Raw genomic sequence first — 14403 nt, 5'->3', positions numbered from 1 at the left:
CCGCCTGTGCCAGTCCGGCGCTGGCGGCATCGACAGGGCCGGGCTCGCCCGCCAGTCGCGGGTACAGCGCCAGCGCGTGCAGGCCACGCTGCAACTGCGCGGCGATCTCTCCCGGGGGCACTGGGTCTCCCTGCAGGCGGGCAGCCGCAGCGGCCACCGCCTGACGCGGCCCCGCCGACAGACGCGACGGCGCCGCGCCGGTCAGCGACGCAAGCCAGCCGCGTACCCTGCGTGCCCAGGCCAGCGTCACCGGCCGTGATCCTGTCGATGTCGTACTGCGCTCGCCATGGCCCGTCTCTGTCTCTTCACACGATCCGGCCACTGGCCATCGACGCAGCATCGGCCGCGCTTTCATCTTCTTTAACCCGCAGTGCCCGTCGACGTCGACGGCAGACACTCGGGGAATGGACTAGAATGGCGCCGCGCGACCCGTCCCCCTGCACCGACGACGTCGCTTTTTTTGTTTTGGGACCCTACCGTTCACTGGTCGTTCGCTGCAGTTCGCCGCCGTTCGCACCATCGGAGACGCCATGCTATTCGAAACCCTCGCCACCACCGGCCACGAACAGGTGGTGTTCTGCCACAGCCATGACGCCGGCCTGAAGGCGATCATCGCCATCCACAACACCACCCTAGGCCCGGCCCTGGGCGGCGTGCGCATGCGTCCCTATGCCAGCACCGACGAAGCGCTGGCCGACGTGCTGCGGCTGAGCCGGACGATGACCTACAAGAATGCGCTGGCCGGCCTCAATGTCGGTGGCGGCAAGGCGGTGATCATCGGCGATCCGAAAGCGGACAAGACCGAAGTCCTGTTCCGCGCCTTCGGTCGCTATGTCGATTCGCTGGGTGGCCGCTACATCACCGCCGAAGACGTCGGTACCGACGTCAACGACATGGAGAACATCTACCTGGAAAGCCAGTTCGTGACCGGCGTCCACCAGGTGCATGGCGGCTCCGGAGATCCCGCACCGTTCACCGCCTACGGCGCGCTGCAGGCGTTGATGGCGTCGATGCGTTTCAAGTTCGGCCACGAGGAAGTGGGCAAGACCAGCATCGCAGTGCAGGGCCTGGGCCACATCGGCATGGAACTGGTCAAGCTGCTGCGCGACCGCGGCGCGAAGCTGTATGTCACCGACCTGGACGCGGCCCTGGTCGATCGCGCAGTCAGCGATTTCGGCGCCGAAGCAGTGAAGCCGGACGAGATCCACGAAGTGAATGCCGACGTCTTCGCGCCGTGCGCGCTGGAAGGCTCGATCAATGCCGACACCCTGCCGCGGATCAAGGCCAAGATCATCTGTGGCACCGCCAACAACCAGCTGTCCAGCCTGGAAATCGGCGATGAACTGCACGCGCGCGGCATCCTGTACGCACCCGATTACGCGGTCAATGCCGGTGGCGTGATGAACGTGTCGCTGGAGATCGATGGCTACAACCGCGAGCGCGCGATGCGCCTGATCCGCAGCATCTACCACAACCTGACACGCATCTTTGAACTGTCGCAGCGCGAGAACATCGCGCCGCAACGTGCGGCCGACCGAATCGCCGAGAGCCGCATCCTGTCGATCGGCAAGCTGAAGATGCCGCTGGGCCGCAGCACCCCGCGCCTGGGCAATCTGCGCGGCGGTTGACCGCCCCTGCCGGGCCTCGGCACGGCGCCCCTCCGGGCGCCGGCAACCCCATGATGGATCAGAACCCGGCGCTGTAACGCAGTGCCGCTTGCCGTGCGTCATCACCGCCGACACGCTGATCGATGCCCAGGCTCAGACGGCCACTCCGCCCCCACCACGACTCCAGCGCAAGCCCGAGCAGGGCGCTGCCACGCGGTGAGTCCGCACCTGGCAACGGTGCCCACGCGTCGACACCGACGAAGCTGGCCTGCCACTCCCCGGCGCCGCCCTGAAGGCGCTGCTGCCATTCGGCGTGCCCGCGCAGCGTCCAGCGTCCCCAACCGCGCTCGCCGCGCAGCCCCGCCAGCAGTTGGCTGCGCTGCGCACGATTGGCTTCACCACGCAGGCCGAAACCGAAGCCGCCGCGCTCGTTGAACGCCGCGGTATCCACCCGCGTGGCACTGGCACCGACATACGGTGTCAACGACGCGCCGACGGTGCCGAAGCGATAGCCGCTTTCGACACTGGCGCTGCTGAACCGACCGCCGTAGCGCGCGGAAACGCCGTAGGCACCTGCACCCAGCAGCAGCTGCCGGTCCAGTTCGCGGGTGAACCGCCCTGTGCCGAACTGTGCCAGTGCATAACCGCGCCCAACGCTCCAGCCGGCATACAGCTGCGCCTGCGCCTGGCGGTCCTGCCCGCGATCACCGTTGAAGGCACTGCCACCGTTGCTGCGTGTTTCACCGAACGCCATGCCCAACAGGCCATGGCTGCCCAGCGGCACGTCCTGACCGGCCATCCAGCCCCGGCTGTCGGTCGCGCTGCCGGCGAAACTGCCCTGCCCTGCCTCACCCAACGTGCTCTGCCAGGCACCGCGCAGCGCAGGCAGAGCCTGCACGCGATCGAAACGGGCGGCCACCGCGCGTCGCGACATGTCGATGCTGTCGAAGGTCGCCGCCTCGGCACGCGCGTGGGCCTTGCCGGACAGGCTCTCCAGCGTGGCCGCCAGGCCCGTGCTGCGCTGCAGGCCGGCCGCTGCGCCACCGAATGGCGAATCCTGCAACGCGTGGTTGCCGTCCAGTTCGACGAACGCGCCTTCCAGCCGCGCCGCAGTTGTCTGCACACCGGCATCGAGCCCACGCGCAGCGGCGGTGACACTGATCCGGGTCAGGTTCAACCATGCGTTGTTGCTGTCATAGCCATAGCTGGTCTGCAGCAGGGCCAGCCCCTGCAGGCCACTGGATGTGGCCGCGGTGCTGAAGGTGCCGGTCAGGCCGGCTGCAGCATGGATCAGATCCTGCCGGGTACCGTCCTGCGGCACGTAGCCATCGACGAATCCGTGGACGTGCACGCCACCGTCCAGACGGGCGCTGCCGGTGACCTGCAGCGCGTTGGCCCCCAGCGCGATCATCAGCTGTGCGCCGGCCTGCTGCACGTAGTTGCCTTCGATGGTCGCCGTGGTATTGGCGGTGGTCAGGAACACGCTGCTGCCGTTGGTCACGTTGCCGACCACGCGGGGCGTGCCGCCATTGAACTGCAGGCCGCTGGATGATGGATCGGCCTGCGGCAGGATGCTCACGCCGGAACGGATCACGCCGCCATCGCGCAGCGACAGCACACCGCCTTCGATGCGGGTGGCACCGCTGTAGCTGCTGTTGCCGGTCAACGCCAGCACGCCGGCGCCCTGCTTGACCAGGCCGCCACTGCCGACGATGTCGTTGCTCCAGACCGAACCGGTGGATGCGGCGTCGACATTGGCAATCACGTCGCCCCAGTCGAAACGTCCCGGCCCGTTGATGGCCCTGCCGATGTCGAGCAGGCCGTAGCCGAACACCGGGTCCACGCCGGCGGCGCCGATGTCCTTGGCCGTGCCGAGCAGGGTCTGCCGTACCAGGTTGTTGTCGAAGTACGGATACCGCTCCCACACCAGCGCGGCCGCGCCCGACACCAGAGGTGCGGCGAAGGACGTGCCGTAGTTCCAGAAGTAGCTGGTGCCCGCGTCATCCGGATAGACCGCGCTGCCCGGCGCCGCCAGACAGTAGCGCGCCGCCTGGCCGCAGGCATTGGCGTAACCGGCCAGCGTGTCCGGCGCGTAGGGATCGACGGCCGTGGCCACCAGCCAGCCGCGCTCCAGATCCGCAGCCGGTCGCGAGCCTGCCACGCCCGCCTGGCCCGGCAACGCCGCCAGGCTGCTGGGCTCGCTGCGCGCATCGTTGCCCGCGGCGAACACCACCAGCCCGCCGTGATTGATGACGAAAGGCCGGTACTCGCCGGCGACCTGGGCGGTGGTGGGCAGGTCGGTCCAGTACAGCCCGCCCCAGGAATTGTTCATCACCTTGACGTTGTAGCTGATCAGGTCGCGGTGCACCTGGGCCACACCGAGGGTGCCGCTGAACGAATTGCCCTGGCCGCTGCCGTCGTCTGCCGGCGGCTTGTCGGAGATGATCCGCGCCGACACGATCTGCGCACCGGGCGCGATGCCGCCGGGCCAGCGCCCGACCGCTGCGCCCGCGGCCAGGCTGGCGACGGCAGTGCCATGGCCGACCACATCGTCCACGCCCAGATTGTTGCGGGCAGGGTCGATGTAGGTGAGGTTGGCCACTACCCGCCCGTTCAGCGCGGCGGCCGCGCGCTGCACGCCCGAATCGACGATGCCGATGCGCACGCCCCTGCCGGTGGCACCGGTGGCCTGCGCGGCGCCCGCATGGGTGACCGACAGGTGCGCATCGAAGGCCGGCTCCAGCGGTTTGGGCGGGGGCGGCGTGGTCGGCGGCGGCGGTGCAGGCGGCGGCGTGGTGGGCGGCGGGTCAACGCGCACGTTGCCACCGCCACCTCCGCCCCCACACGCCGTCAGCGCCATCGCCAGCGCCGCTGCCAGGACCGACCGTGCCATCGTCGTGCGTTCCATCGATTCCATCCCATGAACGTTGGCCCGCCTTCATCCCGGCGGGCATGCGGCGCCATCCAGCGGCAGCCATCCCCGACCCTCTATACTTGGGCCGACCCCCACGCAGTCTGCCGGGAAACCGGAGCGCATCCAACGCCCCCGGTCTCCTTTCCGAACATTGCTTACGCATCAACGAGATTGCCATGTCCAACATCGTCATCGCCGCCGCCAAACGCACCGCCATCGGCTCCTTCCTCGGCCAGTTCAACGGTGTGCCGACCCCGACCCTCGGCGCGGCCGCCATCGCCGCAGCGCTGGAGCAGTCCGGTGTCCCGGCCAGCGACGTTTCCGAAGTCCTGATGGGCTGCGTGCTGCCGGCCAACCTTGGCCAGGCGCCCGCCCGCCAGGCCGCGATCGCCGCCGGCATCCCGCTGTCCGTCGGTGCCAGCACCCTCAACAAGGTGTGCGGCTCGGGCATGAAGACCATCATGCTCGGGCATGACCTGATCAAAGCCGGTTCGGCCAAGGTCGTGGTTGCCGGCGGCATGGAGTCGATGTCCAACGCGCCGCACCTGCTGCCCAACTCGCGCACCGGCAACCGCTTCGGCAACTTCCAGGCGGTGGACCACATGGCCCACGATGGCCTGGTCAACGCCTACGACGGCAAGGCCATGGGTGAATTCGCCGAGTGCGCCGTGGACAAGTACCAGTTCAGCCGCGAGGAGCAGGACGCCTACGCCATCGAATCGGTCAAGCGCGCGCAGGCGGCGCAGACCAACGGTGCGTTCGCCGACGAGATCGTCGCGGTGAAGGTGGCCACCCGCAAGGGTGAGGTCGAGGTCGACACCGATGAACAGCCCGGCCGCTCGGACATCGCCAAGATTCCGACCCTGCGCCCGGCATTCAAGAAGGACGGCAGCGTGACCGCTGCCAGCTCGTCCAGCATTTCCGACGGCGCCGCCGCCGTGGTGCTGCTGACCGAGGAAGACGCCAAGGCCCGCGGCATCACCCCGCTGGCACGCATCGTCGGCCACGCCACGCATTCGCAGGAGCCGGAGTGGTTCACCACCGCACCGATCGGCGCCATCCACGCATTGCTGGAGAAGACCGGCTGGTCGCTGGACCAGGTGGATCTGTTCGAAATCAACGAAGCCTTCGCCGTGGTGGCGATGGCCCCGATGCGCGAACTGGGCATTCCCCACGACAAGCTCAACGTGAATGGTGGGGCCTGCGCATTGGGCCATCCGATCGGCGCATCCGGGGCACGCCTGGTGGTGACCCTGGTCAACGCCCTGCGCACGCGCGGTGGCAAGCGCGGCATTGCCACCCTGTGCATCGGTGGTGGCGAGGCGACCGCAATTGCCATCGAATTGATTTAAAAAGGTTTAACTGCGATTTCGCAAAAATGAATGCGGGATCGCTTGACAGCCAAACGTGGCTTGTCATCATGTTGTCGGCGCGCAGTTGCGCGTTGCCTAATCTAACGACGAGGATTCACACAATGAGCATCAACAAGCTGCTGGTCGCGATGTCCCTGGCTCTGGCCCTGGCCGCCTGCTCGAAGCAGGAAGCTGCCCAGGACGCCGCTGCTTCGGCCAACGAAGCCGCCACCGAAGCCCAGGCTGCTGCCGATCAGGCCGCCGCTGCTGGCGCCCAGACCGCCGACGCTGCCCAGCAGGCCGCCGACACCGCCGCCACCGCTGCTGACGCTTCGGCTGACGCCGCTGCCCAGGCTGCTGGCGCCGCTACCGACGCTGCTGCTGAACAGGCCAAGGACGCTGCCAAGGCTGCCGAAGGCACCGCCGAGCAGGCCAAGGACGCTGCTGAAGAAGCCAAGAAGTAATAACTTCTTTCTTCACGCTGTTCTGGAAAAGCCGCTGGTTCGCCAGCGGCTTTTTCTTTGCATCGCGTTCCGCGACCCCGCCTTCACAAGGGCGTGAATAGGCTGGCGTCCCCATCCATTGCCGCAGTGCACTACCGGAGACCGCCATGAAGATCCGCTCGCTGACCCTGTCCCTGCTGGCCGCTTCGCTGCTGATCGGCCTGGCCGCCTGCAAGGGCCCGGAAGCCGAACAGGCCCGCCAGGATGCGCGGCAGGCTGCCGACAGCGCAGGCGCCGCCGCCCGTGACGCAGTCGACCAGGCCGCCGCAGCTACTCGCGAGGCCGCCGACAAGACGGCAGCTGCATCCGAGCAGGCGGCGGCCGATACCCAGCAGGCGCTGGACAAGGCGGCCGACGCTACCGCCAATGCTGCTGACCAGGCCAAGGTCGCCGCCACCGACGCCGCTGCACACGCCAGCGATGCGACCGCGGACGCCGCACAGAAGGTCGCCGACAAGGCGCGTGATGTCGCAAATGACGCGAAGGCGAACGCGGCCAAGGAAGAAGCCAAGCACTGAGCCGCGTCCGGTACTGCAGAGCGCCGCAGCCACGCTGCGGCGCTCTGCAGAATTCCACGCTACGGCAGCGCGCGCGCCAGGATTTCCGACAGGTCCAACCCGGCCGGCAGGGTGCCGAACACCCATCCATGTTCACCGCCGAGCCGGCTGCGGATGAACGCATCCGCCACCGGACTGCGTGCACGCAGCAGCAGTGCCGCCTGCAGCAGCAATACGGTGCGCTCGCAGAACATCCGCGCCTGCGACTCTTCCGGTGCCGGGGTCGTTACCCAGCGCTGCAGCGCAGCGGCATAGCGCGCATCGCGATCAGCCACCGCCGACAGCTCGCCCTGCAGTGCGGCCAGCGTCTCCGGTTCGCGGGCCAGTGCCCGCAGCACATCCAGGCACTGGATGTTGCCACTGCCTTCCCAGATCGAGTTCAGCGGCGCCTGCCGGTACAGGCGCGGCAGCATTGATTCCTCCACATAGCCCGCGCCGCCCAGGCATTCCTGCGCCTCGTTGACGAAGGTCGCCGCCCGCTTGCACACCCAGTATTTGCCCAGCGCCGTGCCCAGCCTGGCCAGCGCCGCCTCGCCGGCATCGAAGGACGCACGGTCCACCGCACGCGCGATGCGCATCGACAGCACCGTCGCCGCTTCTGATTCCAGTGCGAGGTCGGCCAGCACGTTGGCCATCAACGGATGCTCCACCAGCAACCGGCCGAAGGTGCGGCGGTAGCGGGCATGGTGCAGCGCCTGCGCCAGCGCCATGCGCATTTCCGCTGCGGCACCCAGCATGCAGTCCAGGCGGGTCATCATCACCATGCCGATGATGGTGGCCACGCCACGCCCCTCTTCGCCCACCCGCCACGCCTGCGCGCCGCAGAACTCGACCTCGCTGGACGCGTTGGCCCAATCGCCCAGTTTGTCCTTCAGCCGCACCAGGCGGAATGCATTGCGGTCGCCATCGGCAAGCCGGCGCGGCATCAGCAGACAGGTCAGTCCGCCCGGTGCCTGCGCCAGCACGAGGAAGCCATCGCACATGGGTGCCGAGAAGAACCACTTGTGGCCGACCAGCCGATAGCGCTCGCCGTCGATGGGCTCTGCTCGCGTGGTGTTGGCGCGCACATCCGAGCCCCCCTGCTTCTCGGTCATGCCCATGCCCAGGGTGATGCCGGCCTTGTCGGCCACCGGTACGTCGCGCGGGTCGTACACCGGTGCGGCGGCCTTGCGCGCCCATTCGGCCAGGTTCGGCTGCGACCGCAGCACCGCTACCGCCGCATGGGTCATCGTCAACGGGCAACTGGTACCGGCCTCGGCCTGGTGGTGCAGATAGCTCAGCGCCGCGCGTGCAACATGCGCACCCGGCTGCGGCTCATGCCAGGACAGGCCGGCCACGCCATGCGCCTTCGCGGCGGTCATCAGCTGGTGGTAGGCCGGATGGAACTCCACCGTATCGATGCGATGCCCCTGCGCGTCGTGGGTGCGCAGGCGCGGGCGGTCGCGGTTGGCATCGAATCCGAGCCGGTACAGCTCGTCACCGGCCAGCGCACCGTACTGCGCCAGGCGCGGGACGAAGGCTGCGGCGCCTTCGCGATGCACCGCCTCCATCAACGCTGCGTCATCGGTCCACAGCTGGCGCCCGGCGAACGGTGGCGGCTGATTGAGCACCACATGGGTCTCGAAGGGGGCAGTGCTGCTGAAACCCGGTCCACTCATGCGATCCATCCGGCGGCAAGAGGTATGCGACCCGATTGTGCCGCATGCTGCGCCAAGCCCGCGTTCAGGCCGGTTCTCACCCCGTGCACGAGCCGCGCGCCACAGTGCAGCCATGGCAGGCAACGACGATCTTGTGGTGCTGCGCCCGGAAGGGCTGTACTGCGCTGCTGGCGATTTCCACATCGATCCCTGGCGGCCGGTGCCGCGCGCGGTCATCACCCATGGTCATGGTGACCACGCGCGCCCGGGCATGGGCGAATACCACTGCAGCACGGGCAGCGCGCCGATCCTGCGCTGGCGGCTGGGCGACGTACCGCTGCACGCGCATGCCGAGGGCGCACCCTTTGCGCTGGGCCGGGTGCAGGTGTCGCTGCATCCGGCCGGTCATGTGCTCGGCTCCTCGCAGGTGCGCATCGATGATGGCCGGCAGGTGTGGGTCGCCTCCGGTGACTACAAGCGCCAGCCCGACCCCACCTGTACGCCGTTCGAAGTGGTGCCCTGCGATACCTTCATCACCGAGGCGACCTTCGCCCTGCCCATCTACCGCTGGCCGGACACCGCAGCCGTGGCTGCCGAGATCGCGTCCTGGCGCCAGGAATGCGCGCAGCGCGGTGAAGCCGCCGTCCTGCTCTGCTACGCGTTGGGCAAGGCCCAGCGCGTGCTGGCCGAGCTGCTGGCACGGGGCGAACCGCCTGCATGGCTGCACGGTGCCATCGCCAATGGCGTGGCCGTCTATCGCGCTGCGGGCATCCCGATGCTGGACACGATCGCCGTCGCCGAACAGGGGCGCCAGGCCGATGCGGCCGGACGGCTGATCCTCGCCCCGCCCTCGGCCGCCGGCACGCCCTGGCTGCGCCGCTTCGGGCGCCACCAGTTGGGTTTCGCCTCCGGTTGGATGCAGCTGCGCGGAAACCGCCGGCGCCGCAACGTCGATCGTGGCTTCGTGATCTCCGACCACGCCGACTGGCCCGCGTTGCTGCGTACCATCGAGCAGACCGGGGCACGCCGCGTCATCGCGACGCATGGCAACACCGATGCACTGATTCCGTTCCTGCGCGAACGCGGTGTCGCCGCGGAGGCTTTCCGCACCGATTTCGGGAGCGAGGAATGAAGGCCTTCGCCGCGCTGTACCAACGCCTCGATCGCAGCACCGCCACGCTGGACAAGCGCGCGGCGCTGGTCGATTACTTCCGTCACGCGCGACCGCACGATGCGGCCTGGGCCCTGTTCCTGCTCAGTGGTGGCAAGGTCGGGGGTGCGCGCCGGAAGATCGCTGCCAGCGGCGAGCTGCGCCGCTGGATCGGCGAGGAAGCCGGACTGCCTGCGTGGCTGGTCGAGGACAGCTATGCGCAGGTCGGCGATCTGGCGGAGACGCTGACCCTGCTGCTGGACGACCCAACGGCAATGGCGCCGGACCGCCCTCTGGCCGACTGGATCGAACAGCATCTGCTGGCCGTGGCCAATCAGCCCGAGCCCGAGCGACGTGCAGCCGTGGTCGAGGGCTGGCGCCAGCTGCCCGCGAACGAACGCCTGGTGTTCAACAAGCTGCTGACCGGTGCACTGCGCGTCGGCGTGTCGCAGCGGCTGGTCCAGCAGGCACTGGCCGAACTGTCCGGACTGGACATCGCGCGCATCGCGCAGCGCATGCTGGGCACCTGGGTGCCCTCGCCCACCCTGCTCGCACAGCTGCTGTCGCCGGAAGAACTGCCGCTGGACCGCCAGCAGCCATATCCGTTCTTCCTCGCTTCGCCGCTGGAAGGTGAGCCCGGTGATCGCCTGGGCAACATCGACGACTGGCTGCTGGAATGGAAATGGGACGGCATCCGCCTGCAGCTGCTGCGTCGTCGCGGCGAGGTGGCGCTGTGGTCGCGTGGCGAAGAGCGCCTGGACGGCCGGTTCCCCGAGATCGAGCAGGCCGCCGCACTGCTGCCGGAGGGATCGGTGCTGGATGGCGAACTGCTGGCCTGGGATGAGCCGGCCGATCTTCCGAAAGCCTTCACCGCCCTGCAGACCCGCATCCAGCGCCGCAAGCCGGGCGCCACCACGCTGCGTACGACACCGGTGCGGATGCTGGCCTACGACCTGCTCGAACGCGACGGCAACGACCTGCGCGCATTGCCGCTTCAGCAGAGGCGCGTGCAGCTGGCGGAGCTGCTCGGCACGCTCGGCGATGCGCGCATCCAGCTGTCGCCGGAGGTGCCCGCCGGGGACTGGGCACGGGCGGCCGCGCTGCGCGACGCGGCGCGCGAGCGCGGCGTGGAGGGCCTGATGCTGAAGCGCCGCAACTCGGCGTATCAGTCCGGCCGGCGCCGTGGTGACTGGTGGAAGTGGAAGGTCGATCCACTCACCATCGATGCCGTGCTGCTGTACGCACAGGCCGGCCATGGCCGGCGCAGCACGCTGTACACCGATTACACCTTCGGCGTATGGGACGGCGATGCGCTGGTTCCGGTGGCCAAGGCCTACTCGGGCCTGGACGATCAGGAAATCCTCGCCCTCGATCGCTGGATCCGCGCCAACACCCGCGAGCGCTTCGGGCCGGTACGCAGCGTCCGCGCCGAGCAGGTGTTCGAACTCGGCTTCGAGGCGGTCAACCGCAGTGCACGGCACAAATCAGGAATCGCCGTGCGTTTTCCGCGCATCCTGCGCTGGCGCCACGACAAGCCGGCCAGCGAGGCCGATCAGCTGGCGACGCTGCAGGCCCTGGCACGATGACGCGGAGCGAGGCCCTGCAGCGGCTGAACGGCTGGTTTGCCAGCCGCGGCTGGAAACCCCTGCCCTTCCAGCGCGCCATGTGGCGTCACTACCTGGCGGGCGAATCGGGCCTGCTGCATACCCCCACCGGCAGCGGCAAGACGCTGGCGATGTTCGGCGGACCGCTGCTGCAGGCGATGATCGCGCCCGCGCCCGCACCCGCCCGCCCCAGCGCGGTGCGCCCATTGCAGGTGCTGTGGGTGACCCCGCTGCGTGCCCTGGCCAGCGACACCGCACGCGCACTGCAATCGGCCGTCGATGGCCTGGGCCTGGGGTGGCGCGTGGGCCTGCGCAGCGGCGACGCCAGCCAGCGCGAGCGGCGCCTGGCGCGCGAAGGGCGCATCGACGTGCTGGTGACCACGCCCGAATCACTGGCACTGCTGCTCACCTACCCCGATACCCTGCCACGCATGCATCAGCTGCGCTGCGTGGTGGTCGACGAATGGCATGAACTGCTGGGCAACAAGCGCGGCGTGCTGCTGCAGCTGAATCTTGCACTGCTGCGCGACACCACGCCTGCGTTGCAGCTGTGGGGATTGTCGGCCACGCTGGGCAATCTGCCGCAGGCGCGCGACGTGCTGCTGCCGGACAGGCCGGATGCACCCATCGTCGAAGGCGCGCGCCAGCGTCCGGTCACCGTCAGCAGCCTGCTGCCGGCACCGGGCGAGCGCTTTCCCTGGGCCGGACATCTTGGCCTGGCGCAGCTTCCGCGCGTGCTGGAAGCGCTGATGACCGCGCGCAGCAGTCTGCTGTTCACCAACACGCGGGCGCAGGCCGAACTGTGGCACCAGGCGCTGGCGGCGGTGTGGCCGGAGGATGCCGCCACGCTGGCGCTGCACCACGGTTCGCTGGACCCCGCACTGCGTCAGCAGGTGGAAGACGGCCTGCGCGCCGGTGCGATGCGCTGCGTGGTTGCCACCTCCAGCCTGGATCTGGGCGTCGATTTTCCCGAAGTGGACCAGGTACTGCAGCTCGGCAGCCCGAAGGGCGTGGCGCGGCTGCGCCAGCGCGCCGGCCGTGCCAGGCATCGCCCCGGCGCCAGCGGCAGAATCCTGTGCGTGCCCAGCCATGCGCTGGAACTGGCCGAGTACGCCGCCGTCCGCCGCGCGCTGCGCGACGGCGTGGTTGAAGCCAGGCGACCGCCAACCCTGTCGCTGGACGTGCTCGCCCAGCACGCGGTCAGCCGCGCGTTGGCGGGGGGATTCACCAGCCGCTCGCTGCTGGCGCAGGTGAGGCGCACGCACGCATTCGCGCAGCTGGGCGACGCGCAATGGCAGGCTGTCCTGGACTTCATCGTGCAGGGGGGACGGGCACTGGCGCAGTACCCGGACTTCCACAAGGTGGTGCTCGACGCGGACGGCTACCATCGCGTGCACGACCGCCGCCAGGCCCTGCGCCATCGCTTGTCGATCGGCACCATCAGCAGCGATGGCGCCGTGCGTGTGCAGTTCCTGCGCGGCGGTGGCCTCGGCTCGGTGGAAGAACAGTTCGCCAGCCGCCTGCGCAGAGGCGATCGATTCCAGTTCGCCGGGCGCATGCTGGAGCTGGTACAGCTGCGCGACATGACCGCCTATGTGCGCCTGGCCCGCAAGGGCGGTGAAGGCACCGTCCCGCGCTGGCAGGGCGGTCAGCTGCCCCTGTCCATGCCGCTCGGGCGCGAGCTGGAAGCGGTGCTGTCCGGCGCGGACGACAGCGCCGAGTCGCGCTGGCTGGCCCCTCTGATGGCACTGCAGTCGCGCCTGTCTGCCCGGCCATCGCCTGCGCACCTGCTGCTGGAAGACGTGCGCCGCCGCGAAGGCCAGTTCGTGTTCGTCTATCCCTTTGCCGGACGCCACATCCACGAGGCACTGGCGGCGTTGCTGGCGCTGCGCTGCACGCGCCGGCAGCGCAACAGCATCGGCTATGCCGTCAATGACCACGGGCTGGTGCTGGCACCGACGCAGCCGATCGAGCTGCAGGCGGAGCAATGGAAGGAACTGTTCGCGGCCGATCAGCTGCTTGAAGACCTGCGTGCCGCCGTCAATCTGGGCGAGCTCGCGCGACGCCAGTTCCGCGGAATCGCACGCGTCGCTGGCCTGCTGGTACCCAGCCTGCCCGGCGGCGCGCCGCGCTCGCTGCGCCAGCTGCAGGCCTCGGCCGGACTGCTGTACGACGTGCTGCGTGAGCACGACCCCGAGCATCTGCTGCTGGCATTGGCCGAGCATGAAGTGCTGCAGGACAGCCTGGATCTGCCGGGCCTGCAGCAGGTGCTCGAACGCATCGGCACGCAGTCACTGTCACTGCAGCATCCCGCCTCGCTGACACCGCTGGGCTTCCCGCTGTGGGCCGAGCGCCTGCGAGGACAGTTCAGCAATGAAGACTGGCGCACCCGCGTGCTGCGTGCCGCACAGCAGTTGGAGAGACGCCATGGCCGATGAGCTGGCCGTGACGCTGGGCGGTGAACCCATGCTGCTGCTCGGTGCGCGCGCACTGTGGTGGCCGGCCCGGCAGGCCTTGCTGATCGCCGACCTGCACCTGGGCAAGGCCGACCTGTTCCGCCGCGCCGGCATCGCGCTGCCGTCCGGCGGCACCCGCGACGACCTGCAGCGCCTGCAGAGGCTGGTGCAGGCAAGGGCTTGCCGCGAGCTGTGGATACTGGGCGATGTGCTGCATGGGCCGGCGCATCGTGCGGCGTGGTACCGGCAATGGCTGGGATGGCGAGAGCAGCACTCCGCGCTGGCGGTGCATGTGATACGCGGCAATCATGATCGGCACCTGCCGCATGCGGCGCTGCAGGTGGAGCTGCATGAGGAGGTGCAACTGGGCGCGTTCCTGCTGTGCCATGAACCACGGCACATGCCCGCGGCGCACGTCATTGCCGGCCATATCCATCCGCAGATCGCACTGCCGGCGCTGCGCCGCCGCTTTCCGGCGTTCTGGCTCCGCGAAGGATTGACGGTGCTGCCGGCATTCTCCGCCTTCACCGGCGGCTGGGTCATCGCACCGGCGCAGGGTGAACAGCGCATCGCCTGTGTCGAACAGGGTCTGGTGGCGATGCCTGGCCGGTAAGACCAGCTGG

At 69.0% G+C, this 14403-nt stretch carries 10 protein-coding genes and 1 pseudogene; 8 read left to right on the top strand and 3 right to left on the bottom strand.

Translation table 11 applies throughout. The features are described from left to right. Nucleotides 1–250 (bottom strand): annotated as a pseudogene (locus N7367_RS15110) (histidine kinase); the annotation flags it as partial. 280 nt (nt 251–530) lie between these two features. On the opposite strand from N7367_RS15110, the gene N7367_RS15105 reads away from it, so the two are divergent. Then, a complete protein-coding gene (locus N7367_RS15105; RefSeq protein ID WP_053519551.1) occupies nt 531–1628 on the top strand; it encodes a Glu/Leu/Phe/Val dehydrogenase dimerization domain-containing protein in 1098 nt (365 codons plus the stop codon). A 58-nt stretch (nt 1629–1686) separates the two neighbouring features. Here N7367_RS15105 and N7367_RS15100 read toward each other — a convergent pair whose 3' ends face one another. Further along, nucleotides 1687–4515, bottom strand: coding sequence for an autotransporter serine protease (locus N7367_RS15100; protein WP_279942702.1), 2829 nt, complete (start codon nt 4513–4515; stop codon nt 1687–1689). A 182-nt stretch (nt 4516–4697) separates the two neighbouring features. Between N7367_RS15100 and N7367_RS15095 the strand changes: the two genes are divergently transcribed. The 3 genes from N7367_RS15095 (at nt 4698) to N7367_RS15085 (ending at nt 6894) form a co-directional block, all read left to right on the top strand. Continuing rightward, complete coding sequence (locus N7367_RS15095; protein ID WP_279942701.1) at nt 4698–5873, top strand: thiolase family protein; 1176 nt, start codon at nt 4698–4700, stop codon at nt 5871–5873. Nucleotides 5874–5995: 122 nt separating this feature from the next. Continuing rightward, on the top strand, nt 5996–6337 hold the full coding sequence (locus N7367_RS15090; protein WP_053519549.1) for a hypothetical protein: 342 nt from the start codon (nt 5996–5998) through the stop codon (nt 6335–6337). Between the two features lie 146 nt (nt 6338–6483). Then, entirely contained in the window at nt 6484–6894 is a 411-nt protein-coding gene (locus tag N7367_RS15085; RefSeq protein ID WP_053519548.1) for a hypothetical protein, read from the top strand. A 59-nt stretch (nt 6895–6953) separates the two neighbouring features. On the opposite strand, the gene N7367_RS15080 is transcribed toward N7367_RS15085, so the two are convergent. Then, nucleotides 6954–8591, bottom strand: coding sequence for an acyl-CoA dehydrogenase family protein (locus tag N7367_RS15080; protein WP_279942700.1), 1638 nt, complete (start codon nt 8589–8591; stop codon nt 6954–6956). Nucleotides 8592–8703: 112 nt separating this feature from the next. Here N7367_RS15080 and N7367_RS15075 point away from each other — a divergent pair, with 112 nt between their 5' ends. The 4 genes from N7367_RS15075 to pdeM are packed head-to-tail and all read left to right on the top strand — an operon-like array spanning nt 8704 to nt 14393. Then, entirely contained in the window at nt 8704–9702 is a 999-nt protein-coding gene (locus N7367_RS15075; protein WP_180876123.1) for a ligase-associated DNA damage response exonuclease, read from the top strand. After that, nucleotides 9699–11306 carry an ATP-dependent DNA ligase gene (locus tag N7367_RS15070; protein WP_279942699.1) on the top strand — a complete coding sequence of 536 codons (1608 nt, stop codon included), beginning with the start codon at nt 9699–9701 and terminating at the stop codon, nt 11304–11306. The genes N7367_RS15075 and N7367_RS15070 overlap by 4 nt, the downstream gene beginning before the upstream one ends. Beyond that, a complete protein-coding gene (locus N7367_RS15065) occupies nt 11303–13762 on the top strand; it encodes a ligase-associated DNA damage response DEXH box helicase (RefSeq protein ID WP_277380967.1) in 2460 nt (819 codons plus the stop codon). The genes N7367_RS15070 and N7367_RS15065 overlap by 4 nt, the downstream gene beginning before the upstream one ends. Next, on the top strand, nt 13752–14393 hold the full coding sequence (pdeM, locus tag N7367_RS15060) for a ligase-associated DNA damage response endonuclease PdeM (protein WP_279942698.1): 642 nt from the start codon (nt 13752–13754) through the stop codon (nt 14391–14393). Before N7367_RS15065 ends, pdeM begins: the two co-directional genes overlap by 11 nt. Nucleotides 14394–14403: the final 10 nt, after the last annotated feature.

Origin of the sequence: Stenotrophomonas sp. GD04145 (assembly GCF_029835135.1) — a bacterium.
Classification (GTDB): Bacteria; Pseudomonadota; Gammaproteobacteria; order Xanthomonadales; family Xanthomonadaceae; genus Stenotrophomonas; species Stenotrophomonas maltophilia_P.
The sequence above is the reverse complement of the archived record's forward strand: the minus strand, read 5'-3'. Positions and strand labels throughout refer to the sequence as shown.